17 protein-coding genes and 2 tRNA genes are annotated in these 20,477 nt (G+C 56.8%); 10 read left to right on the plus strand and 9 right to left on the minus strand.

Going from position 1 to position 20,477, the window contains the following annotated elements; all coding sequences use genetic code 11:
* The first annotated feature begins 30 nt into the window (after positions 1-30).
* From KUV52_RS11775 to KUV52_RS11785, 3 genes are all read left to right on the plus strand, one after another.
* Positions 31-615, plus strand: a complete 585-nt coding sequence (locus KUV52_RS11775; RefSeq protein ID WP_222526129.1) for a DoxX family protein — start codon at positions 31-33, stop codon at positions 613-615.
* Between the two features lie 80 nt (positions 616-695).
* Complete coding sequence (locus KUV52_RS11780; RefSeq protein ID WP_222526130.1) at positions 696-1,244, plus strand: NAD(P)H nitroreductase; 549 nt, start codon at positions 696-698, stop codon at positions 1,242-1,244.
* Between the two features lie 505 nt (positions 1,245-1,749).
* Positions 1,750-4,638 carry a DUF748 domain-containing protein gene (locus tag KUV52_RS11785; protein ID WP_222526131.1) on the plus strand — a complete coding sequence of 963 codons (2,889 nt, stop codon included), beginning with the start codon at positions 1,750-1,752 and terminating at the stop codon, positions 4,636-4,638.
* Here KUV52_RS11785 and KUV52_RS11790 read toward each other — a convergent pair whose 3' ends face one another.
* Positions 4,639-5,460 (minus strand): universal stress protein, encoded by an 822-nt coding sequence (locus tag KUV52_RS11790; protein WP_222526132.1) that lies wholly within the window; start codon positions 5,458-5,460, stop codon positions 4,639-4,641. It abuts the gene before it with no gap.
* Positions 5,461-5,588: 128 nt separating this feature from the next.
* On the opposite strand from KUV52_RS11790, the gene KUV52_RS11795 reads away from it, so the two are divergent.
* A complete protein-coding gene (locus tag KUV52_RS11795) occupies positions 5,589-8,195 on the plus strand; it encodes a cation-translocating P-type ATPase (protein ID WP_222526133.1) in 2,607 nt (868 codons plus the stop codon).
* A gap of 367 nt (positions 8,196-8,562) precedes the next feature.
* Complete coding sequence (locus KUV52_RS11800) at positions 8,563-8,976, plus strand: transcriptional regulator (protein ID WP_222526134.1); 414 nt, start codon at positions 8,563-8,565, stop codon at positions 8,974-8,976.
* A 6-nt stretch (positions 8,977-8,982) separates the two neighbouring features.
* On the opposite strand, the gene KUV52_RS11805 is transcribed toward KUV52_RS11800, so the two are convergent.
* The 8 genes from KUV52_RS11805 to KUV52_RS11840 form a co-directional block, all read right to left on the minus strand.
* Positions 8,983-9,474 (minus strand): DUF1097 domain-containing protein, encoded by a 492-nt coding sequence (locus KUV52_RS11805; RefSeq protein WP_222526135.1) that lies wholly within the window; start codon positions 9,472-9,474, stop codon positions 8,983-8,985.
* Positions 9,475-9,665: 191 nt separating this feature from the next.
* On the minus strand, positions 9,666-9,968 hold the full coding sequence (locus tag KUV52_RS11810) for a hypothetical protein (protein ID WP_222526136.1): 303 nt from the start codon (positions 9,966-9,968) through the stop codon (positions 9,666-9,668).
* A 335-nt stretch (positions 9,969-10,303) separates the two neighbouring features.
* Positions 10,304-10,380: transfer RNA gene (locus KUV52_RS11815), tRNA-Pro, on the minus strand.
* A gap of 102 nt (positions 10,381-10,482) precedes the next feature.
* Positions 10,483-10,788: a hypothetical protein gene (locus KUV52_RS11820; protein WP_222526137.1), complete on the minus strand. Its 306-nt coding sequence runs from the start codon at positions 10,786-10,788 to the stop codon at positions 10,483-10,485.
* 68 nt (positions 10,789-10,856) lie between these two features.
* Positions 10,857-13,154, minus strand: a complete 2,298-nt coding sequence (locus tag KUV52_RS11825) for a penicillin acylase family protein (protein WP_222526138.1) — start codon at positions 13,152-13,154, stop codon at positions 10,857-10,859.
* Positions 13,155-13,612: 458 nt separating this feature from the next.
* A tRNA-Pro gene (locus KUV52_RS11830) sits at positions 13,613-13,689 on the minus strand.
* 83 nt (positions 13,690-13,772) lie between these two features.
* A complete protein-coding gene (locus KUV52_RS11835; protein WP_222526139.1) occupies positions 13,773-15,566 on the minus strand; it encodes a DUF3413 domain-containing protein in 1,794 nt (597 codons plus the stop codon).
* 77 nt (positions 15,567-15,643) lie between these two features.
* Positions 15,644-15,871: a DUF1414 domain-containing protein gene (locus KUV52_RS11840; protein ID WP_222526140.1), complete on the minus strand. Its 228-nt coding sequence runs from the start codon at positions 15,869-15,871 to the stop codon at positions 15,644-15,646.
* A gap of 183 nt (positions 15,872-16,054) precedes the next feature.
* On the opposite strand from KUV52_RS11840, the gene yejK reads away from it, so the two are divergent.
* The 5 genes from yejK to KUV52_RS11865 all read left to right on the plus strand — a co-directional run bounded on the left by yejK (position 16,055) and on the right by KUV52_RS11865 (position 20,291).
* Entirely contained in the window at positions 16,055-17,095 is a 1,041-nt protein-coding gene (gene yejK / locus KUV52_RS11845) for a nucleoid-associated protein YejK (RefSeq protein WP_222526141.1), read from the plus strand.
* Between the two features lie 268 nt (positions 17,096-17,363).
* Entirely contained in the window at positions 17,364-18,680 is a 1,317-nt protein-coding gene (locus tag KUV52_RS11850) for a YjiH family protein (RefSeq protein WP_222526142.1), read from the plus strand.
* A gap of 103 nt (positions 18,681-18,783) precedes the next feature.
* On the plus strand, positions 18,784-19,098 hold the full coding sequence (locus KUV52_RS11855) for a YbjQ family protein (RefSeq protein ID WP_222526838.1): 315 nt from the start codon (positions 18,784-18,786) through the stop codon (positions 19,096-19,098).
* A gap of 4 nt (positions 19,099-19,102) precedes the next feature.
* Positions 19,103-19,561, plus strand: a complete 459-nt coding sequence (locus KUV52_RS11860) for a YbjQ family protein (RefSeq protein ID WP_222526143.1) — start codon at positions 19,103-19,105, stop codon at positions 19,559-19,561.
* On the plus strand, positions 19,548-20,291 hold the full coding sequence (locus KUV52_RS11865) for a M48 family metallopeptidase (protein ID WP_222526144.1): 744 nt from the start codon (positions 19,548-19,550) through the stop codon (positions 20,289-20,291). The genes KUV52_RS11860 and KUV52_RS11865 overlap by 14 nt, the downstream gene beginning before the upstream one ends.
* Positions 20,292-20,477 lie beyond the last annotated feature (186 nt).

Raw genomic sequence — 20,477 nt, forward strand, 5'->3', positions numbered from 1 at the left:
CCTCGACAATTCCAAATCGGGAACTTCTCTATGCAAAGCCTCACGCACCTATGGCAGCGTTTCTACGCCGCCACCACATCGTTGGAGGGTCTGGCCCCTCTGGCCATTCGGCTTTATCTTGCCCCCATTTTCATTCAGGCGGGCTGGAACAAGTTCAACCATTTTTCCGATACTGCCGCCTGGTTTGGCAATCCCGATTGGGGACTGGGGCTGCCTATGCCAGAACTGATGGCAGCGCTGGCGGTGGGGGCTGAGTTGGTGGGGGGCGTGCTGTTGATCCTGGGGCTGTTGACCCGACTGACTACCTTGCCATTGATGGTCACCATGTTGGTGGCGGCCTTTGCGGTGCATTGGAAGAACGGTTGGCTTGCCATTGCTGACCCCAGCTCATGGCTGGCCAATGAACAGGTCATTGACTCGGCAGAGAAGTTGTCACGGGCCAAGGGGATACTGCAGGAGCACGGCAACTACGAGTGGCTGACCAGCTCCGGTAACTTCGTGATACTGAATAACGGGATTGAGTTCGCGGTGACCTACTTTGTGATGCTGCTGGCGCTCTATTTCCTTGGCGGTGGGCGCTACACCAGCCTGGATGACTACCTGTCACGGAAATAACCCCGCTGTTGCTCCGTTGATTTTCGCCGGTGGCTGGGTCAGCATGGCGGCCAGATAAGATAAGGATTACGAGGTAAACCATGGACGCCAAAGCGCTATTGCTGAACCGCCACTCTCAGCCCAGACTGACCTACCCCGGCCCTACCGCGGAGCAATTGGATTTGATGCTGGCGGCGGGTGCCCGAGCGCCGGATCATGCCGGCCTGACCCCCTGGGAGTTTGTGGTGGCGGAGGGAGAGGGTCTAGAGCGGTTGGGAGAGATCTACTTTCAGGCGGCCAAAGCGGACGGCGCCGAAGGGGAAGCTCTGGCCCGAGCGCGTTTACTGCCGACCCGGGCACCGGTGGTTATTACGGTGATCGCGAAAGTGTCCGAGCACCCCAAGGTGCCAGCCATTGAACAACACCTGAGTGCGGGCTGTGCCGTAATGGCGATGCAGATGATGGCCTACAGCCTTGGTTTGGGCGGGATCTGGCGTACGGGCCCCTACGCCCGTCACCCCTTGGTGAGGGAAGCTCTGGGCGTTCAGGGCGACGATGAGATTGTGGGCTTTCTCTATATCGGGACTCCGCTCAAGCAGACGGAAGCGCGCTCCGCTCCGGCTCTGGAGGGACTGGTACGTCACCTCTGAGCGTCATCCACAGGCGCATGCAGAGGGTGCGCTGAACGCGACTCCCATCCCTTAGCACCTGTGCAGCAAGCCAGGCCCTGAAATAGTGAGATTGCGTCACTGTTCGGGGTCTGCCTGATTTCGCTGGCCGCGTTGCTCCAGGTTCGGCCGACCATCCACCCTCCCGTTGGCTCCATACCGGTATCGCCATTTATCGCTTGAGTTCACCCCGATAGGCTCGGCCTTCTCTGTACGGTGGGGGCCGGTTTGCGGGCACGAATTACCCAAGCAGGACCGTGGCCTCAAAGCCTACAGTCTGCCAACGGGTGTGCCGGTGCAGAGCTTAGTGGTACTGCCTTGAGGAGATTTACAAATCCCGCCATTAAATGTTTGCTTTGTAGTGAAATTACGCTGTTTTTCGATAACATAGCGGATCTGGCTACGAGGATTTTATCCCCGGGTCACTCGGACAAATGGATGGGCGTGTTCGCCTACACTGTATGAAAAGATCGAGGTTGAGGTGGCGGTGAAATTAGCAACCTTGTGGCAACGGCGCCCGGTGCGCATCGGTGTATATGCCACAGCGGCATTCGCGGGCTATCTGGCGTTATTGGGGTGGGGCCTGCCAGCGCTTATTGAACGTCAGGCGCCCAAGTGGGTGTCGCAGGAGATGGCGGCCAACCTGAGCCTGGGTGAGGTGCGTTTCCACCCGTTGGAGTGGCGCTTGTCGGTGAGTGACCTGCTGCTGACGGGAGAAGATGGTAAGCCGCTGACTGGGTTCTCCCAGTTTGAAGTGGATCTTGAACCCTGGCGATCACTGTTTAATCGGCACTGGCAACTTCATCGCCTGACCCTGGCCGACCCCCTGCTCGAATACCGTCAGTTGGGAGCGGACAACAATTGGCAACAGGCGCTGGCCCCGCTGCTCAATGCACCCGCGGAACCTGAACCGGCGGGCAAACCCAAGTCCGGGTTGCCAAAATTGGCTATTGATTTCCTAGCCATTACCGGCGGTAAAGTGCGGTACGAGCAGGATCAAAGCCATGCAACGGAACTGACAGATCTCGCGTTGCAAGCGGAAGACTTCCACCTCTCCCGCGGTGATAACCGGGTTGCTTTGAGCCTGAGTGGGCCCGGCGGGGGCAAAGCGGATGTTGAACTGTCCGCCACGTTCGACCCGCTGGATGTGACGGTTGCTCTGGATCTGAAACACGCCGATCTCACCCGCTACTGGCCCTATCTGGCCCAGGATTTCCGCTTTGATCTGGCTCGCGCCAAACTGGACGCCAACCTTCAGGCGCACGTGTCGCTGGCTCCGCAACTCCAGTTCACATTGTCTCAGAGTGACATCACCCTGCGCGGTCTTGATCTCACCGACAAGGACCGCAGCTTTATCGCCCTTCAGCAGGCCAGGCTGGCCCCCATCGACTTTGACCTGGCCAAGCAGACGGTCAAACTCGGTGCACTCGAACTCAACGGTTTGGATCTGAAAGCGAACCTCACTGAAGAGGGGATGGATCTGGCCACCTTGCTCACGCCCATCTCGGCGGAAAGTGACACACCCTCCGAAGGGGCGGCCGAGGGGAGTGCGCCCGCCTGGTCAGTGTCGCTGGACAGCGTGCTGCTGGAGGAGGGACTGCTGGAGTTTACCGACCAGACATTGGAGCAGGCGGCCACCTGGGTGGTGAATATTGCGCCCCTTAAGGTTGGCCCTCTGGGAACGGATCTGACTCGACCTTTAACCGTTGATCTTGATGCCCAGATCAATGAACAGGCTGTGGTGACGGTGGATGGGGACTGGCGATTGGACCAGTCCGCCGGTCAGTTTGACCTGGTGGTGGACGACTTTGACCTGCTCAGCACCATTCCATACTGGCAGCCGATGGTGGACTTGACCCTCGCCAGCGGCAGTTTCAGTACCCATGGTGCCGTCAAGGTGGCCCTGGGTGAGCCGCTCTCCCTCAGCTATGACGGAAGCGTGGATATTGCCCAGCTGGTTACCCAGGATACGGCGGCGGAACGCGACTTTGTGAAGTGGGGTCAGCTCAATATCAACCGGATTGAGTTTGACCTGGCCAACCGCCGTCTGGCAATCGATCAACTGGCGTTTGATGAGCCTTACGCGCGCGTCATTATCGATGAGGATGGCTCCACCAACTTTGCCGGGCTGGTAGCCAGTGAAGAGGCGCCTGCCGGTGATGAGACAGGGGCTTCTGGTGACACTTCCGAGCCACAAGCGCCATTCGATATCACCATTGGCCGGGTGCTGTTCAGCAACGGCTCCGCTTTCTTTGCGGACAACACCCTGACGCCCAAGTTTGCCACCGGCATCGAGACCTTGACCGGGGAAATTGCTGGCTTGGATGCTCAGACCGACAGCCGCGCTACGGTCGATATCGAAGGACAGGTGGATCGTTATGCCCCCGTTTCCTTGAAGGGAACAGTACAGCCACTGGCGGCTGAGCCCTTTATGGACCTGGCTCTGAATTTCGACAATGTGGAACTCACTTCGCTTAACCCCTATTCGGGGACCTATGCGGGCTACTTTATCGATCAGGGCCAGTTGGACCTTTCCCTCAAATACGCACTTGAGAGCAATCAGCTCAAGGGTGAGAACCAGGTGGTGATCAGCCAACTGAAACTGGGGCAGCGCTCTGATTCCGATAAAGCCACCACGTTGCCGGTGGCATTGGCCGTCGCGCTGCTGCAAGACAGCAATGGCGTTATCGACTTGGGGCTGGAGGTTTCCGGCAACCTGGATGATCCGGAGTTTGCCATCGGCCCCCTGATCCTCAAAGCGCTGGGCAACGTGATTACCAAGATCGTGACCTCACCGTTTTCACTGCTCGGCAGTCTGCTGGGGGGAGAAGACCCGCCGGATCACGTTCAGTTTGCTGCGGGAGAAACGGTCATCAGTGACGACAGCCAGGCGCAACTGGCCCGTTTGGTGGAGGCACTTGCTCAGCGGCCCAGCCTAGTGCTCTCAGCCCAGGGGGCGGTGGATCCGGTTGCTGACAGCAAGGCGCTGGCCAAGGTTCGGGTGGACGCCCGGCTGATGCCGGAAGGCAGTGGCCTGACAGAACCGCCGGAATTGGTCCTGGCCGCAGCCTATGACGCGGTGAAGGGGATGGGACGTGCTCAGGCGGAAGAGGAGGCCCTTAAGGCCCGTCTGCCCGATCTGGACGAGGCGGAGCGTCAACGCCGCTGGAAGAAGGGGCTGTACGAGCAACTGCTTGAGGCGGAGCCCGTCGACGAGTTGGCATTGAAAACCCTGGCCTCGGAGCGCGGGGAAGCTGTGAAAGGGGCGCTGGTGGACGCCGGGTTGGATCCCAAGCGGGTATTTCTTAAAGAGAGCCGAATCAATCTGGATCAAAGCGGCGCCAAAGTCGTTCTGGAGCTTGACGCCGCCGGATAGTTACTGGGTGTCTGCGGGCACCACCAACAGGTGGCAGTGCAGGGTGCTGATTAGGCGCTCTGCATTGCTGCGCCAAAGCTGACTCAGCACGCCGCTCCGTTTGAAGTAGCCCATCACCAGGGTATCCACCTTCAGCTTGCAGCTTTTGTCCCGAACCACCTGTCCGGTATCCCCCGGCTTGATGTGGATGTTGGCCGGGTCCACGCCTTCGGCTTCCAGCCAGGCACGGGCCTCTGCACAGTTTGCGGTGGCCGTCTTTTCAACCTCATGGGGACTGATCAGGTCCAACTCATGCAGAAAGCGTGAGAGATGAGGTGCATAAACCACGTGGATTTCCGCCTCTTTGGCCTGGGCCAGCAGTTTGGCGTAGGCCATCACCTTCAGGTTCAGTTGTTGCACTGCGGCGTCACGGTGGTCCAGGTCCATGGCCACCAGAATCCGGGCCTGGGTGTTATGGGGTTTGGGGTTGAGCAGGTAGAGCGGGGCCTGGGTCGCTCTGAGCATGTGCCAATCCGTGGTGTGCTTTTGGCTGCGATGGTGCATCACCTTAAGGATAAGGTCGTAGCGAACCAGTTTTTGCATCGCTTCAACCACTTCACTGAGCCGCTCCCAGTTGTCACCCTGCAGGGTGACCTTGGGGATCTCACTCTGTTTCAGTTCCTCAATTTTTTCCTTTAGCGCTTCGACATCATGAGGCCGTTGATTGTGGTAAAGCAGGGTGAGATTGGCTCGCCAGAGACGAGCGAGGGCCGCCGCTGGTTCAATGCTGTCGCCCAAACACTCAGGTGGGGGAGTGACTGCCAGGATCTCATCGACCTTCATGATTTTTGCCTCCGTTTGCTGGCCTTTCACAAGGCTAAAACTCCTTATGTTTACTAACTTTATAGCAGCATACGGCGTGAACTGTTGCGGTGTTTGTATGCCGCTCTTACTTCACCGGCGGTTCGAAAATGGTTCAAGGACTCTCAGAACAGCAAGCAAAGGTACTGCAGGCCCGCTTCGGCCCGAATCGATTACCTCAGGCAAAGGGAAAGTCACTGCTGCGTCTCTTAATGGGCCAGTTTGCGACCCCCTTTGTGTACGTATTGCTGGTTGCAGCGGCGGTCGCGTTTCTCCTGAATCAACAACTCAACACCCTGTTTATTCTGCTTGTACTGGCGATCAACGCCCTGATAGGGACGCTGCAGGAGTACTCAGCGCAAAGGGCGGCCAGTGCACTTCAGAAAATGGTGCCTCGGCGAGTGCGGGTCTACCGGGATGGCATACTGCAGGAGCGTGATGCCGCCGAGCTGGTGCCGGGTGATCAGGTGGCGCTGGTCAGCGGTGACCGGATCAGTGCCGATATCCGCCTGACCCAGGCCAGTGGCCTGGAAGTGGATGAATCGGTGTTGACCGGCGAATCCCTATCGGTGGCCAAGCGGGTCAGCGAGCAGCCTGTTGAGGGGGCGATTACCGCCCGCAATGACTGCGTTTTTGCTGGGACCATGGTGCTGCATGGACGTGGTGAAGGCCGGGTGGAAGCGACCGGTGAGCGCAGTGAGATTGGCCGTATTGCCACTGCGGTGAAAACCCAGCCAGAAGCCAAAGCGCCACTGCTGAAACGAATTGAACGCTTCACTCTGGTGGTGGCTGTCAGCGTGCTGGTGGTGATTGCGGCGCTGTTTCTGATTGTGTTGCTGCGTGGAGCGGATCTGGGCACCGTCTTCCTTTTGGGTATCGCCCTTGCGGTATCCGCGATTCCAGAAGGGTTGCCGGCGGCCATTACTGTCGCCCTGGCGATCGGAATGCGCCGAATGGCCCGGGTTAAGGTGATCGTACGGAAACTGGTGGCCGTCGAAGCATTGGGCTCCTGCACCGTTATCTGCTCAGACAAAACCGGAACGCTGACGGTTAATGAGATGACCGTCAGACAGATCTGGTTACCGGAAGGGAGCCGCATACCGGTCAGCGGAGAGGGGATGGCACGAGCGGGAAGAATCGATGCCCTGCCATCCCAGAAGCGCGAGGTTATGGCACTGGTGCATGCGGGCCAACTCTGCAATGAGGCCACAGTAAAGGCGGACGACGGAAGCTGGACCGGGCAGGGGGATGGCGTTGACCTGGCGTTTCTGGTGCTTGCCGGGAAAGCGGGCCTGAAGCCGGAGGAAGGGATAGATCTGCCGATATTGTCCACTATCCCCTATGAACCAGAGCTGGCCTATGCCGCCGTGATGGTTGAGGAACCCTCGGGGCCCAGAGTGTACCTGAAAGGGGCGTTGGAACGGGTTCTGCCCCTGTGTGATAGTGCGATGGGCACGGACTGGGCGCCAGAACGATTTAAGGTACAACTGTCCGAACTCGCGGGGCTTGGCTATCGGGTGCTGGCGCTGGCAGATGGCGAGTGGCAGGGCGATCTCGACCCACAGAATCCTCCCTCAGGGCTAAGGTTTCTCGGCGCCGTCGCGATGGTGGACCCTTTACGCCACGACGCTATTGAGGCGGTGGCTCAGTGTAGGGAAGCCCAGATAGAGGTGGCGATGATTACCGGCGATCACCCGGACACGGCCCGAGCGCTTTCTCTTGAGCTCGATCTGATAAGGGGCGAACAAACGGTGGTTACCGGCACTCAGCTAGCGGAAGCTGAGAAGGCTGGTCCGGAGGCGGTTTCGGAATTGGTGCGAAGCAGCCGTGTTTTTGCACGGATTGAACCGATGCAGAAACTGACCATCACTCGGGAGTTGATGGCCGAAGGGCACAATGTTGCCATGACGGGGGACGGAGTGAATGATGCGCCAGCGCTGCATGCCGCGCACGTGGGGATAGCCATGGGCAAACGTGGGACGGATGTCGCCAGAGAGAACGCCGACCTTATCCTGACCGATGACCACTTCGCCTCGATTGTCGATGGTGTGAGAGAGGGGCGGATTGTTTACAGTAATATCCGAAAAGTGATCTACCTGCTTATCTCTACCGGTGCTGCTGAGATAGTCCTGTTTATCTTAAGTGTGCTGTTCGGTTTGCCCCTGCCCCTGCTGCCTCTGCAGATCCTCTGGTTAAACCTGGTCACTAACGGTGTTCAGGATGTGGCACTGGCCTTTGAGCCTGCGGAGGGCGATGAACTGAACCAGCCGCCCCGGTCCCCCCGGGAGCGGATCTTTAATCCTCTTATGCTGGAGCGGGTGTTGACCTCGGCGCTCTACATGGGCGTGGTCAGCTTTGCGGTGTTTTACCATGCACTCGAGCTGGGCATCGCTGAGGATGCAGCAAGAAACCTGACGCTGCTGATGATGGTGCTGTTTGAGAACGTCCATGCACTGAACAGTCGCTCCGAGCGCCAATCACTCTGGCGCCTGCCATTCTTTGGTAACCCTCTGCTGCTAATGGGGATCCTTGTTGCCCAGGGGATTCATCTTGGCGCGATGTTTTGGCCTCCATTGGCGCAGATACTGCAGATCAATCCGGTGACTTGGGGGCAGTGGGCAGAATTGCTGGCGCTGGCTACTACGCTACTGGTGGTTGATGAAGCGCATAAGTGGCTAAAGAGAAGACAGAAAATCAGAATCAGCCAGGTCGAATAATAGACGGAATGGCCATTTCACCATGACACGCCCAAAAGTGACTTTTCTTAAGCCAAAACGTCCAGTTCTTACAATGGCGTTACAACAAATGAATCTAAATTCTGATTCGGCCTGATAATCTCATTTAAGTGGTTCTGAATGGATATTTGTCTGGTTTTGTCGAATGTTTAGGCAGTTTTATGGCCGGCTCTAACGATGTAAACCAAGCGCCTTTTTCAGCCTCCCTAATTATTAGCAAGTTGGCATCTAAGATGAACTTTTACTCTAATTTGGGTGAATGTTTACTCTAATTTGTCGCTCCGATTCATTGTCGACACTAGGCGCTTTATACGTCGAGACAGTCGCCCACCGACTCTGATGGTGCCTTATGGATGAGATTCAGGATTTTGTGTGTGATACCGTGCATTGCGCACTGTGCAAAAGAGACGATAAAGACAGGGCGTTGGGGAAAGAGATCAGCTACCGATTTTGCTCTGATGACGATGCCTTCAATCAAAGGGCACTATTACTGCTCCCCGGTAAGGATGAATATCTAAAATGCAGTAACTTTGTGGTGCGGGCATTATGTATGTTCATCAGAAACTTAGGTGAGCCAGTAGCCAAAGAACAATTGGCAAAGTTTGTATGGGCAGGTCGAATGGTAGGAAATAATAGCCTGCCGGTACTCATTAACGATTTGCGTAAAGTGTTGAAGGGTTGTCGATATCGCATCGTAACGCTTCGGGGTGTCGGCTATATGATGGTTGAAGATGCCGTGGAGTCTGACACTAATGTTGATTGATTCGGGCTATTGCTCATTCACCACCACCTCCTCCTCCGGCACTTTCGGGGACCTGGCTTGAACTGACAACCAGAGTCCCGATTGCTTCATCAGAAAGCCAAATACGCCTCCCAGTACCAGTGATGGAACGACCAACTGCCATTGGCCCGCAGCCGCGAAGGTGGCGCAACAGCCAATAAATGTGCCGGGGATGAAGGTCAGCCAACTTTGTCGGGACTGAACACACATCAGGAAGGCCACCAGACCGGTTAATCCATATCCAAGCATCTCGGTACCCAGCCAATCACTGCCGGACAGGATCAACATGGCCCAAAAGACACCGGAGAGGTTGGTGGCCAGGCTCACGCCCAGACCTTTAAGGCTGTCATCCGGTGAGGCGAAGTAACTGGTGCAGCCTAGGAATCCCGCCCAGGTCAGAAGCCCTAAAGCGACAGACAACCAACCCCAAATCGCAGAGAGAATACCTGTTGTAACAGCGATGGCAACGAGAGTAGTCATGGCTTGCTCGCATATGAATGAAATTCACGGGCGAGTGATACTACCTCATTAGAACCGGAAGGCGAGTGATCAAGATCACGTCGGTTGAGGGTGGCCATCGTACGCGAAGTGGAGTTGGGTTTGGAGTATTGAATTGCGCCCACAATGCGGCAGTTCGCTTTAACGCAGGCGACAGGCTGATGAACGGTGGGTCAGAATCGAGTGTGGTCCAACCCGTGGCTGAGCCAATACGCTTCGTTATAGACGGCTTGCGCCTCCAACTGGGAGCGACCCGCTTGCTTGCATTGAGCACGATCCAGTGACATCACGCCGCTTTCTTGGCGTCGGTTGATCTCTTCGCCAGCAAAGTTTTTTAACGTGAGATTCTCACCAAAGTAGGCGTGATATTCGCACAGCCGGATGTCACTCCAGCTCCGAATGTTACTGAGATCCCAGGCTGAGATTGAACAGCCCGTCAGGGTAAGTAGCCCCATCATCATTAATGTCAGTCTCATGGTTCCACCTCCTGATGGAATGGGCGACCAACCGAATGTTGCAATAAAGTAATAGCGTCCAAAACGCGACAATACTGTGGTCGGGATCCGGTTTTGCTTTGTTTGTGTTGCTTATGGGCAAAGCTGTGACGGCGATCCCCTGTTCATTGCGCGGAGGGAGGGTGCTAAGAAGCCCCCAACCTTGCGGTTAGGGCTTCTTAGGGTTATTTGGTCGGCCAGAGAGGATTTAACCCGGTCCGACGCTCGGTCCGACCTCAAACGCCAGCGGCGTTTAGCCGGGGGAGGTCAGATGCAAAAAAGCCCCAACCTTGCGGTTAGGGCTTCTTAGGGTTATTTGGTCGGCCAGAGAGGATTTGAACCTCCGACCCCCGACACCCCATGACGGTGCGCTACCAGGCTGCGCTACTGGCCGAAAACGAGGCTTAGTTTAGGCCCTTCAGTCTGGGATGCAAGGGCTTTTTTCTCTAATGAAATCGTTTGCTTAGCCTTTGTGCAATTCGGTTAATCCATCGGCTCAAGCTGACTTTTTCATGCGCTTCAGCGCGCACTTACAGGCTTTTCCCTGAAGGGCAGGGCAGCTTTTACAGGGACGGCGTTTCAGGGGGGTCATCGGATCAAGAGAGCCGGGGAACAGGGTAAACACCGGTGCTTTACCTTCATCCAGAATCGACTTTACCCACGAATCTGCCAATCGATTTCGTTGCTCCTTGGAGAGGTCAGGCAGCGCGCCTTGCTCCTTCAGCGCTTTCTTAAGGGTTTTGACCACGGCCTTGGTGGTTTTCTTATCCCGCTTCTTTTGGGCTTTGGCTGCTTTTCCCATTTCCGACTCCAGAGATCACTCGAGAACGCATCCATTGTAAATGGGATGCGTTCTCATTCAAGTGAAATTTATTGTGGGTGAAGCGTCAAGTCGGGTTTTCCGTTAATCGGAGCGAGCTGGGTGGCCCGGTATTCGCCTTTGGCGTACCGTTCCGCCTGGTCAGCAAAGTGGGGGGAGAACGGAATGCCACTTTGCCCCAACGGGGAGATGGCGTAGGCGGAGTTTGGCGCGCCAATATCCACCAGACGCCGCGTAGAGGGGCCAAAGGTGGCGATGGGAGTCTCACTGCCATATTGATACGCCATATTGTTGATTGCCCGCTTGGACCCGGTAATGGGCAGAGCAGGCCCCTCCAATAATGCAGCCAATGCTGGAACCTGTCCCATCGGATGACGATGACGCATCTTACCCTGCTCCTGCCAGGTTGGGATGGGGTCAGGAAGCTGAGCAAGGGCATCGGCCCAGGCGGAACGTAAAATGCTCTTCTGACTGTCGTATTCTGCCGTGGCTTGATGATCCCACCAGGGCGAGCCCGGGTCATTCAGCAGCTCCGCCATAATTCGGTCAACCAGCGACTGATGCTGCAGGGCGCTGAACAGCTCCGGGCCAAGCTCATCCGCCAAAGTGGCTTCCAGCAGAGACTGATACACCGCTTCAATCAGGGTTGGGCCGGCACTGTCCACACTGTAGCGACCGTCCCAGCGGGCCAGTAGAGCCCGTTCCGGACTGTCGTCAATGGCATCCAACAGTAAGGCTTTTAACGCCAGAGCCCGGCCATTACGGGAGTCGGTCTGAACCGCTTTGAGTTGCTCTATGCTCCAGACCTCTTGCGCCGACAGCGCTTGCTCAAGGGTCGCTGGTCGGAAGATGGGGGCATAGTAGCCGGCTCGCTCCATCGCTTGCCAAGGGGCGCCGTAGGGATGGTTTGCCGAGAACACGATGCCGGATTCCGGGTTGATAAAGCGAGGGTTGTGCTCAAAGGGGTGGTAACCCTTTGGCAGTGTCGCACTCAGGCTACCATCCAGTATCAATGCCCCGCTGACCCCGTCACTGCGCTCCAGATAACGGGCCACAGCCCATTTGGCGATGTTGCCTTCCGAATCCCCATAAAGCACGTTCACACCCGGTGACCATATCGGCTCCAGTGCGGCCTCAAACTCCTGCAGATTGGTGCTGTTCAGCAGTTGGTAGAGCCCGGAAAGCGGGCGATTACGATGCTCTGTGAAGGTCCACAGTAGAGCGGTGGGCTCTGGCAGGCCAAGCACACCATCGACCAGAGGCCCATGGACACTGTGGCGGATCAACAAAGGTTCGGGTTCGCTGCCCTTGACTGGGATCGATTCGGAGTGAGCGATAAAGGGCACCGGCTCATCATCTAGAAGATAGTGGTCTCCGTCGGCATTCAGTTGGTACAGATCCGCGTCATCATTGAGCAGCATGGTTAAGCCCCATGTGCGCTCGGGAGTGCGGCCCAGCAGTGGAAGGGGAAGCCCGGGGAGATAGAAGCCGTAGAGCTCGCGGGTTGGGGTGCGGAGGTGCGCTTCGTACCACACCTGGGGCGTTGAGAAAGCGATGTGGGGATCGTTGGCGAACAGCGGCATACCTGTATCACTGCGTTTGCCACTTAACACCCAGCCGTTTGACCCTTGCAGCGTCCCCAGGGGCAGCAGACCGTCCAGCTTGTCGGCAAAGGCGCTCCAGGCGACGAACTGCTCGCTTGATGGGGTGGCGGCGTACTGATCGGGCCAACCGCTGACCAGAGCGTGATGATAGATAGGATCCAACTGGCCAACCAGTGCGGTAAGCAGCGGGTCCTGCTTGAAGGCGCTGGTAAAGCTGTGGGCCATGTAACTTAAGGTCGCAAAGGCATCGACGCGGCTGAAGGGCTCGGGCTCAGATTCGAGCAGATGATATTCCAGCGGCATCGGGAGTGAGGCAATCGCTTGGTTAACTCCCTGGTAGTATGCGTCCACCCAAGCGGTCAGCTGTGGTTCACTGGCTTCCATCTGGCTGGTTTGAACCGCTGCCCACTGGCGTGTGCCCAGGGTTCGAAACAGTCGATCCGTTTCCAGCGCCGGCGCACCGAACAGAGCTGCCAGTTCCCCTTTGCCAACGCGACGCAACACATCCATCTGGAACAACCGCTCCTGTGCGTGCAGCCAGCCAAGTGCCCTCAACGCATCGGTGTCGGAGTGCGCCTCAATGGTCGGGACACCATAGTCGTCAAACTTGATGGCAACAGAGTCCTCAAGTCCCGTCAGCGTCCTTCCGCCAGAGTACTTTGGCTGCTGATGAGTGATGCCAGCCCAGGTGGCCGCTGCCAGTGCGCCTGCCAATATCAGCAGAGCCCCAATCCATCGGTTCATGATTCCTCCTTAACCAGATCACATTAGGTTAACCATTGCGGACGACAGATCACAGTCTTGCAACGGGCTTACATTTGGAAACGATTCATGCGGGCTGGAAAATTGACCGAAATAGTGGGGAAGACTAGGGTTGAGCCTACGGGACAGGTTTCCCAACCACCCGTTGACAACCAATACCCCCGCCACCTGCGGGGGATTTTTTTGCCTGTGTGCCAGCCAGGGATAATTAGACTTGGCGCAACGCTAGGCCCGGCCCCAAACGCCAACGGCGTTTAGCAGGGGGCGGATACGAAAAAAGCTCCAACCTTTCGGTTAGAGCTTTTCTCTTTAAAATGGTCGGCCAGAGAGGATTTAACCCGGTCCGACGCTCGGTCCGACCCCCAAACGCCAACGGCGTTTAGCAGGGGGCGGATACGAAAAAAGCTCCAACCTTTCGGTTAGAGCTTTTCTCTTTAAAATGGTCGGCCAGAGAGGATTTGAACCTCCGACCCCCGACACCCCATGACGGTGCGCTACCAGGCTGCGCTACTGGCCGACAACGGAGGCCATAATACGTTTCCTGAGGGCAATTGCAAGCGCCACAGGGGTTAAGTGCTTTATCTTTGCGCAATCCCCACGTTATCGGGCAAGGAATCGACGACCCTCATCCATCACACCCAGCAAAACCTGCACATCAAGGCCCGCATCGCGGCGTCGTTTGTACTCGGGGGAGTAGACCCGGTAATCGCCGTGCTTATCGATCACCGTGATGGATTTCGCGGTACGAATGGCAAAGTACCGATCGTTCCCCATCACCAGGAAGGGGTGTGCCGGTGGCTGGTACAGGGTGTCGCCGAGACTGTAGTCCGTAGTCGGGTTTTCACAGCTCAGCAGGCGGGTCATCAGGGTGCCGACCACGCCGTAGTGGCTGGACTGGTGTGGGGCTGTCCAGCCGTTGTCTCCCGGGAAGTGCACCAACATCGGCACTTGGGTGGATCCTGAAGAGAAGTTGCGCTGTGCGCGTGTGCTGCTGTCTGTGGTGAACATCTGGCCATGGGTACCGGTCACAATCACCACAGTATCCTCTCCCACACTGTCCAGCAGGCGATCCAATTCACCATCCAGGAAGTGCAGAGACTGCCGGTACTGGTTGTAAAGTACCTGCTCGGCGTAATTCAACCGCACATCCGCTTTAACACTGGGGATCCCAACCGAGCCAATCGGCGTGCTGTAGTAGGCCGGTGAGTGGTAGGTCACCAGAGCAAATTGCGGCCCCTCAGCGCTCTTCAGGTACTGGAGTACGGCATCGGTGGTCTCGATGTCTTGCTCGGCCAGATTGTCCTGCTCCTCCACTGACGCCAGACTGAAGGGAGCCAGCATCGCGCTCAGGTTGCGGTTGGTGAGCAGTCGACTGTCGCCAAACAGCGTGAAATCGTAATCCCGCTTGGCAAGTTGCTCAATCAGAACCGGCGTTTTCTTGTCCGCATTCAGTGATGCTTCATAGGCGGGCAGCATGCCGTAGAGCAGGCTGTAGAGACCGTTCTGATAGTCATTGGCACCACTGTAGTGGCGGGGGAACCAGTGATTCTGGGGCGCCCGTTCAAGCAGTTTAGGCATGGTTTGCTGGTCCACCATATCCGCACGCCAGGCCTCTACCGCAACCACCAACACGTTGGGGCTGGATTGCGCATGACACTGGAGGGGGGACAAAGGGTAGGCCAGCTGTCTGGTCGGTGCGGCCAGACGTTCCGCTTCGACCAGACTGTCCTCATCCACCAGACCCTGCCGGGTCATAAAGCTTTTCGCCGTTGCCGGGTAATGCAGCGGGAACATGTCGTCCTGCTGAGTGATAGGGCGATAAACGGTGGCGTCGGCCCAGACATGGACAAAGTGAGTGGCGAAAAAGCAGGTAATCAGGGTGCCAACGATACGGGTGCCAAGTTTGCGCCGGCGGATCCGGTGCAGCCGTTTCCACAGGCCGTTCGCCAGAACCAGTTGGAGAGCCAACAGCAGCAGTGGGCCGGCAACCAGCATTGGCGTATTGAACAGCGCGAGGAGGTCACTGGCTGCGACGTCGAGTACGAAGGGATTCAGGTGCAGCCGGTAGTGATCAAAAACCAGGGTATCGAACAGCAGGGCACTTTGGGCCAGGGTGGCCACCACCGCAGCGTAGCCGCGCAAAATCCTGGAGAAGGGCAGCAGCAGCGTCACCGGGAACAGGGTCAACAGATACACCGCGAAACCCAGGAAGGCGAAATGGCCCACCAGGTTGGTCAGCAGATAAGCTTGTCCCAACAAGGTATCCGGCCAACCCTCGGTAGCGATGTAGCGAGTGGCGATAAGCATCGCCAGAATCATGTTGAAAAAGGTGAACCAGTGTCCCCACAGCACGAGCTGTGACACCTTGTCCTTCTGTTGATCTTGTGCGTGCATGCGGTGGCTCGGCGCCTGTATGTGCTGTTTATCCTACGGTGAAAGAAACGACAATTCCAGCCAAGAATTTCAGCTGTTTAGGCGTCAGAACGAGCGTCAACGGAGGCTTTCAGTGCTTCGGCAAACTGTTCAGCCAGAGGAGCACGCATTGCCGGGCTGACTTTACTGTTGATCAGTACTGTCGCCGCATTGCCCAGAGCCATCAGTGCCAGGTCAGTCGGGGTCTTATTCTTTTCCAGTACCAGCAGCAGTTCGTGCAGCAGTGATTCAACCTGTTCGTTGGTGTATTTGGAAACGATTGCCATGAAGGGATCCTGTTTCGTGATTTAAGGGAGGGAGTTCGGGCACTTAGCCCTTGCCGGAGTGGCGCGGGATTGTACCTGAATCCGTCGCTTGCGTCGCCCTTGCCGAGCGAAAAAAAGGGGGATGCCCTTTGGCTTCCCCCTCTTATAATAGGTGGCTTTGTGCCCCAGTCCTTTGTGGTGTCTATGAGCCTAAAAATCGACCAAGCCATCCTGCACGCCGTAATCCGTGCCGATGATGGCCAGTTGCAGTGCAAACTGCGCCCCCAGCCCCTCAGCCATTCGAATGCCCTGGATGATCTCGTCGGTGAACTGCACCGCCTCTATACGGCTAAGGCCGGTAAAGGCTACGGGCACTTTGGTGTGCCCGAAGGAAGCGATGCCGAGCCAAATGACGCGTTTCGCGAGGCGTTGACCGCCTGGCGCACCGGCAACAAAGGGTTTGTGGAGTTTTCCGCCGAAGCGGGCCAGCTGCTGGGTCAGGAGCTGGCCAAGTACGATTTTGCCACTGGTGGTTACCTGTTGATGGCGGCATACAACCACGTTGCCTCCGACTATCTGTTTGTTGCTCTGCTGTCACCCAAGCCATCCGTGTCGGTTTCCGATGAGATGGAAGTGCAGGGTTCCGAGCATCTGGATCTTAGCAATCTTCAACTTGCCGCCCGTGTTGATTTGACCGAGTGGCAAGCGGACCCCACCTCGAAGAAATACCTGACCTTTGTGAAGGGGCGCGCCGGACGGAAAGTGGCCGACTTCTTCCTGGATTTCATGGGGTGTGTCGAAGGGGTGAATGCCAAGGCGCAGAACCAGCAGCTGATGAAAGCGGTTGAGGATTTCGTTTCTGAAACCGAACTGGATAAAGGTGAGCGTCAGCAGGCCCGGGAAGCGGTGTTTGATTACTGCAAGAGCCAGGTGGCCGTGGGTGAGCCGATTCAGTTGAAAGATCTTTCCGATGAACTGGCGGATCAGGGGCTGGATGCGTTTTACCAGTTTACGTCCACCGGCTCCTATGAACTGGAAGACACTTTCCCGGCGGATCAATCCACCTTGCGACAGCTGAAAAAATTCAGTGGTACCGGTGGAGGGGTGTCAGTGAGTTTTGATTCACAGCACCTCGGTGAGCGAGTCCAGTGGGATCCGGTTCGGGATACCCTGACTATTCACGGCGTGCCGCCCAATCTGCTGGACCAGCTTAAACGTCGCCTGGCTAATGATGAGCAGGATTGAGTTTTGAGCAAATCAGCACATGTGTGAATGGCTACCCACTTGAGGTGAATAAATATATGTGATCCCGGTCTCACTTTTTGGGTGGGCGGGGGGTTTTCAATCTTCAGGGATAGGGGTACTCTGTGCCCCGTCATCCCCCCACAATGAATATTCATTCATGGTGGCTGAGGCGAACCCCCAAACCCAGAAGTACGATAAGAGGGTCGAAGCCGTGAATAGCGAGCAGACTTTGCAACTCCAGGACGTCAAGTCCACCCGGAACCTGTTGATGTTCCTACTGCCATCCCTGATTGGGGTTTTCCTCTTTATGACCCCCGTGTCTGTGAATGGCAATCTGACCATTCCCGTGGCAGTGCTGGCCAAAGGCCTGCTGGCAGAGATGGATAGCTTTGGCGTCACTCTGGTGACCACAGTGATCGTCTTCTCGGCCGTGATGACGCTGGTGACCAAACTGGTGAAGCCGGGCGTGATCGTGAATCACCCCTTTATGAACAGCCTGTTCAATGTGACTCCGGCGTGGGCCGTCACCCGTGTTGTGGGCGCCGTGTTTGTGATTCTGACCTTCTTCACTGTCGGCCCGGAAGCGATTCACTCCGGCAATACCGGTGGTCTGGTACTGAATGACCTGGCGCCGTTGCTGTTCTGCGTATTCCTGTTTGCGGGACTGTTCCTGCCGCTGCTGGTGAACTTCGGTCTGCTGGAGATGGTGGGCACCACCATGACCAAACTGATGCGTCCGCTGTTCAACCTGCCAGGTCGTTCCGCCGTGGATTGTTTCGCCTCCTGGGTAGGTGACGGCTCCGTGGGTGTGTTGATGACCTCCAAACAGTATGAGCAGGGACACTACACCGAGCGTGAAGCGGCTGTTATCGGCACCACCTTCTCCATTGTTTCCATCACCTTCTCTCTGGTGGTAATTGGTACCGTTGGCCTGGAAGCCTACTTCCTGCCTTTCTTTGGTACCGTGTGTCTGGCCGGTATTGTGGTTGCGATTGTTGTGCCGCGCCTGCCGCCCCTGTCCAACAAGAAAGACCAGTTTGTCGACGGTCGCACCCGCACCGGTGATGAAGAGGTAATCCCGGCTGGCGAAACCACCCTGAGCTTTGGTTACAAACTTGCCCTGGCACGTGCCAGCAAGGTGAAAAGCATGGGCGATGTGGCTCGCGAGGGTGTGCACAATGCCGCTGATATGATTTTGGGTGTGCTGCCGGTGGTGATGGCCATTGGTACGGCGGGCCTGATGGTGGCCGAATACACTCCGCTGTTTGCCATGCTGGGTAAGCCGTTTGTGCCGCTGCTGGAGCTGCTTCAGATCCCCGATGCGGCTGCAGCCAGCCAGACCATGGTGGTGGGCTTCGCGGACATGTTCCTGCCTGCGATTCTGGCAGAGGGCATCAACAGCGAGATGACCCGCTTTGTGATTGCCGCCCTCTCTGTGACCCAGTTGATCTACATGTCTGAGATCGGTGCACTGCTGCTTGGCTCCAAAGTGCCGGTGAAGCTGTGGGAACTGTTTATTATCTTCCTGCTGCGTACCTTGGTGGCGCTGCCGGTGATTGCAGGTATGGCTCACCTGATTTTCTAAGTCAGTCTCTGGGAGAAAAGCCGGGCATATGCCCGGCTTTTTTTTATGTGCAACGCTCTGTTATGTTGGCTTTTTTAGTTATGCCGAGGCAGCAGAAGTGGAACTGATCATCACCAATATTGAAACCATCCCGGGGAAAGCCATTGTTCAGCACCTGGGGCTGGTGCAGGGCAATACGGTTCGGGCCAAGCACGTCGGCCGGGACTTTATGGCCGGACTGAAGAACATCGTCGGTGGTGAGCTTAAGGGCTATACCGAACTGCTGACGGAAGCGCGCGAAGAGGCGATCGGCAGGATGATGGAGCAGGCACAGGCGATTGGTGCCAATGCGGTGATCAACGTGCGCTTCTCAACCTCCTCGGTTACCGCCGGTGCCGCAGAGCTGTTCGCTTACGGCACCGCCGTCGTCGTGGAGTAGGGCAATGGAAGCGCTTGTCATTACCCTGACTCTGCTGGTGGTCGGCTACCTGTTTGGTCGTCATGCAGAACAGAGCCATTTCCGTTCGTTACGAGAGGGCGAATCGCAGCTTCAGTCGATATTGCTGTTCTCAGACAAAGCGATCCCCGAGGCGTTTCAGCCCTGTGAAGTCCAACTGGTTGGAGGCAATACGGTGATCGCTGTGGATTACTTCAAGAGGATGGCAGCCTCGCTCAGAAACCTGTTTGGCGGTCGGGTAACCGCTTATGAATCCTTGGTTGAGCGTGCCCGCCGTGAGTCGATTCTTCGGATGAAGCGAGAGGCTGAGGCGATGGGCGCTTCGGCGATTTTCAATGTTCGCCTCGAAACGGCGTCGATCAGCAAAGGCGCACGGAATCAGCAGGTTTCGGTGGAGGTCTATGCCTACGGCACCGCAGTGATCCCAAGCCATGGCGCGCTTTGAAAATCGACCGGTACCGGAGAACAATGTCTCCGATTCACACCCTTTAGCGGAGTTTATCTGGCTCGGACTTGCCGCTCTGCTGCTCGTTGTCGGGCTGGCCGCAATGCTGATGTTTGCGGGCCACAGTCTGGCCCGCCATATCCCCTTTTCCTGGGAGTCACATCTCCGTTTTGACTGGCCGGAATCCGAGGTAGCCAAGGCGGAAAGTGAGCCGGTAAAGGCGTTGCTGGACCAGTTATTGCGCGCCGATCCTCTGCCCGAGGGGATGTCGGTACGTTTGAGCGTGGTCGAGGGCGATACGCTTAACGCCATGGCAGGTCCGGGCGGAGAGTTGATGATCTATCAGGGATTGGTTGAAGAGTTGGATAACGAGGTCGCTCTGGCCTTTGTCCTGGCCCATGAGGCCGCTCATGTCCGCCACCGGGATGTGATTGAGTCGCTGCTTGGTCAAAGCCTTCTGGCGCTTGGTGCTGCAGTGATGATGGGTAACGACAGCCAACTGGTGCATCTTGCCGTATCGGCAACCAGTCTGGGCTTCAGCCGTCAACAGGAGCTGGAAGCGGACCGGCGGGCGATGGAAACCCTGTGGCGCTACTACGGACACGTGGATGGGGCCGAGCGTGTCTTCCAGGTGCTGAAGCAGGAAAGCGCATTGGGGGAGTGGTTGATGAGCCATCCTGACAGCGAAGCACGTTTAACTCAGTTGGAGGACTTTAAAGCAACCCACTGATATTCCGGTTTCTTCATCTATGCTCACTTTGTGCCGCATAAATACAATTGGGATACCTCCTCACTGCCGCCAGTTGGGCGGCATTCTGTTTTAATGAGACCTCAGTTAGCTCGAAGTGATGGGGGTTAAAGACGTTCCCCGGCAGTTTGGGTGTTTTAGCGAAGAGCGAATTCGCTTTTTCGGGCG

This window comes from Ferrimonas balearica, assembly GCF_019802055.1.
GTDB lineage: Bacteria > Pseudomonadota > Gammaproteobacteria > Enterobacterales > Shewanellaceae > Ferrimonas > Ferrimonas balearica_A.

Excerpts from the sequence above, each read along its gene's own strand:
- KUV52_RS11800 (WP_222526134.1), top strand. The coding sequence starts at position 8,563 with ATGGATGAGATTCAGGATTTTGTGTGTGATACCGTGCATTGCGCACTG.
- KUV52_RS11780 (WP_222526130.1), top strand. The coding sequence starts at position 696 with ATGGACGCCAAAGCGCTATTGCTGAACCGCCACTCTCAGCCCAGACTG.
- KUV52_RS11835 (WP_222526139.1), bottom strand. The coding sequence starts at position 15,566 with ATGCACGCACAAGATCAACAGAAGGACAAGGTGTCACAGCTCGTGCTG.
- KUV52_RS11840 (WP_222526140.1), bottom strand. The coding sequence starts at position 15,871 with ATGGCAATCGTTTCCAAATACACCAACGAACAGGTTGAATCACTGCTG.
- KUV52_RS11825 (WP_222526138.1), bottom strand. The coding sequence starts at position 13,154 with ATGAACCGATGGATTGGGGCTCTGCTGATATTGGCAGGCGCACTGGCA.
- KUV52_RS11860 (WP_222526143.1), top strand. The coding sequence starts at position 19,103 with ATGGAAGCGCTTGTCATTACCCTGACTCTGCTGGTGGTCGGCTACCTG.
- KUV52_RS11820 (WP_222526137.1), bottom strand. The coding sequence starts at position 10,788 with ATGGGAAAAGCAGCCAAAGCCCAAAAGAAGCGGGATAAGAAAACCACC.
- yejK (WP_222526141.1), top strand. The coding sequence starts at position 16,055 with ATGAGCCTAAAAATCGACCAAGCCATCCTGCACGCCGTAATCCGTGCC.
- KUV52_RS11790 (WP_222526132.1), bottom strand. The coding sequence starts at position 5,460 with ATGAAGGTCGATGAGATCCTGGCAGTCACTCCCCCACCTGAGTGTTTG.
- KUV52_RS11850 (WP_222526142.1), top strand. The coding sequence starts at position 17,364 with ATGTTCCTACTGCCATCCCTGATTGGGGTTTTCCTCTTTATGACCCCC.
- KUV52_RS11865 (WP_222526144.1), top strand. The coding sequence starts at position 19,548 with ATGGCGCGCTTTGAAAATCGACCGGTACCGGAGAACAATGTCTCCGAT.
- KUV52_RS11810 (WP_222526136.1), bottom strand. The coding sequence starts at position 9,968 with ATGAGACTGACATTAATGATGATGGGGCTACTTACCCTGACGGGCTGT.
- KUV52_RS11795 (WP_222526133.1), top strand. The coding sequence starts at position 5,589 with ATGGTTCAAGGACTCTCAGAACAGCAAGCAAAGGTACTGCAGGCCCGC.
- KUV52_RS11775 (WP_222526129.1), top strand. The coding sequence starts at position 31 with ATGCAAAGCCTCACGCACCTATGGCAGCGTTTCTACGCCGCCACCACA.
- KUV52_RS11805 (WP_222526135.1), bottom strand. The coding sequence starts at position 9,474 with ATGACTACTCTCGTTGCCATCGCTGTTACAACAGGTATTCTCTCTGCG.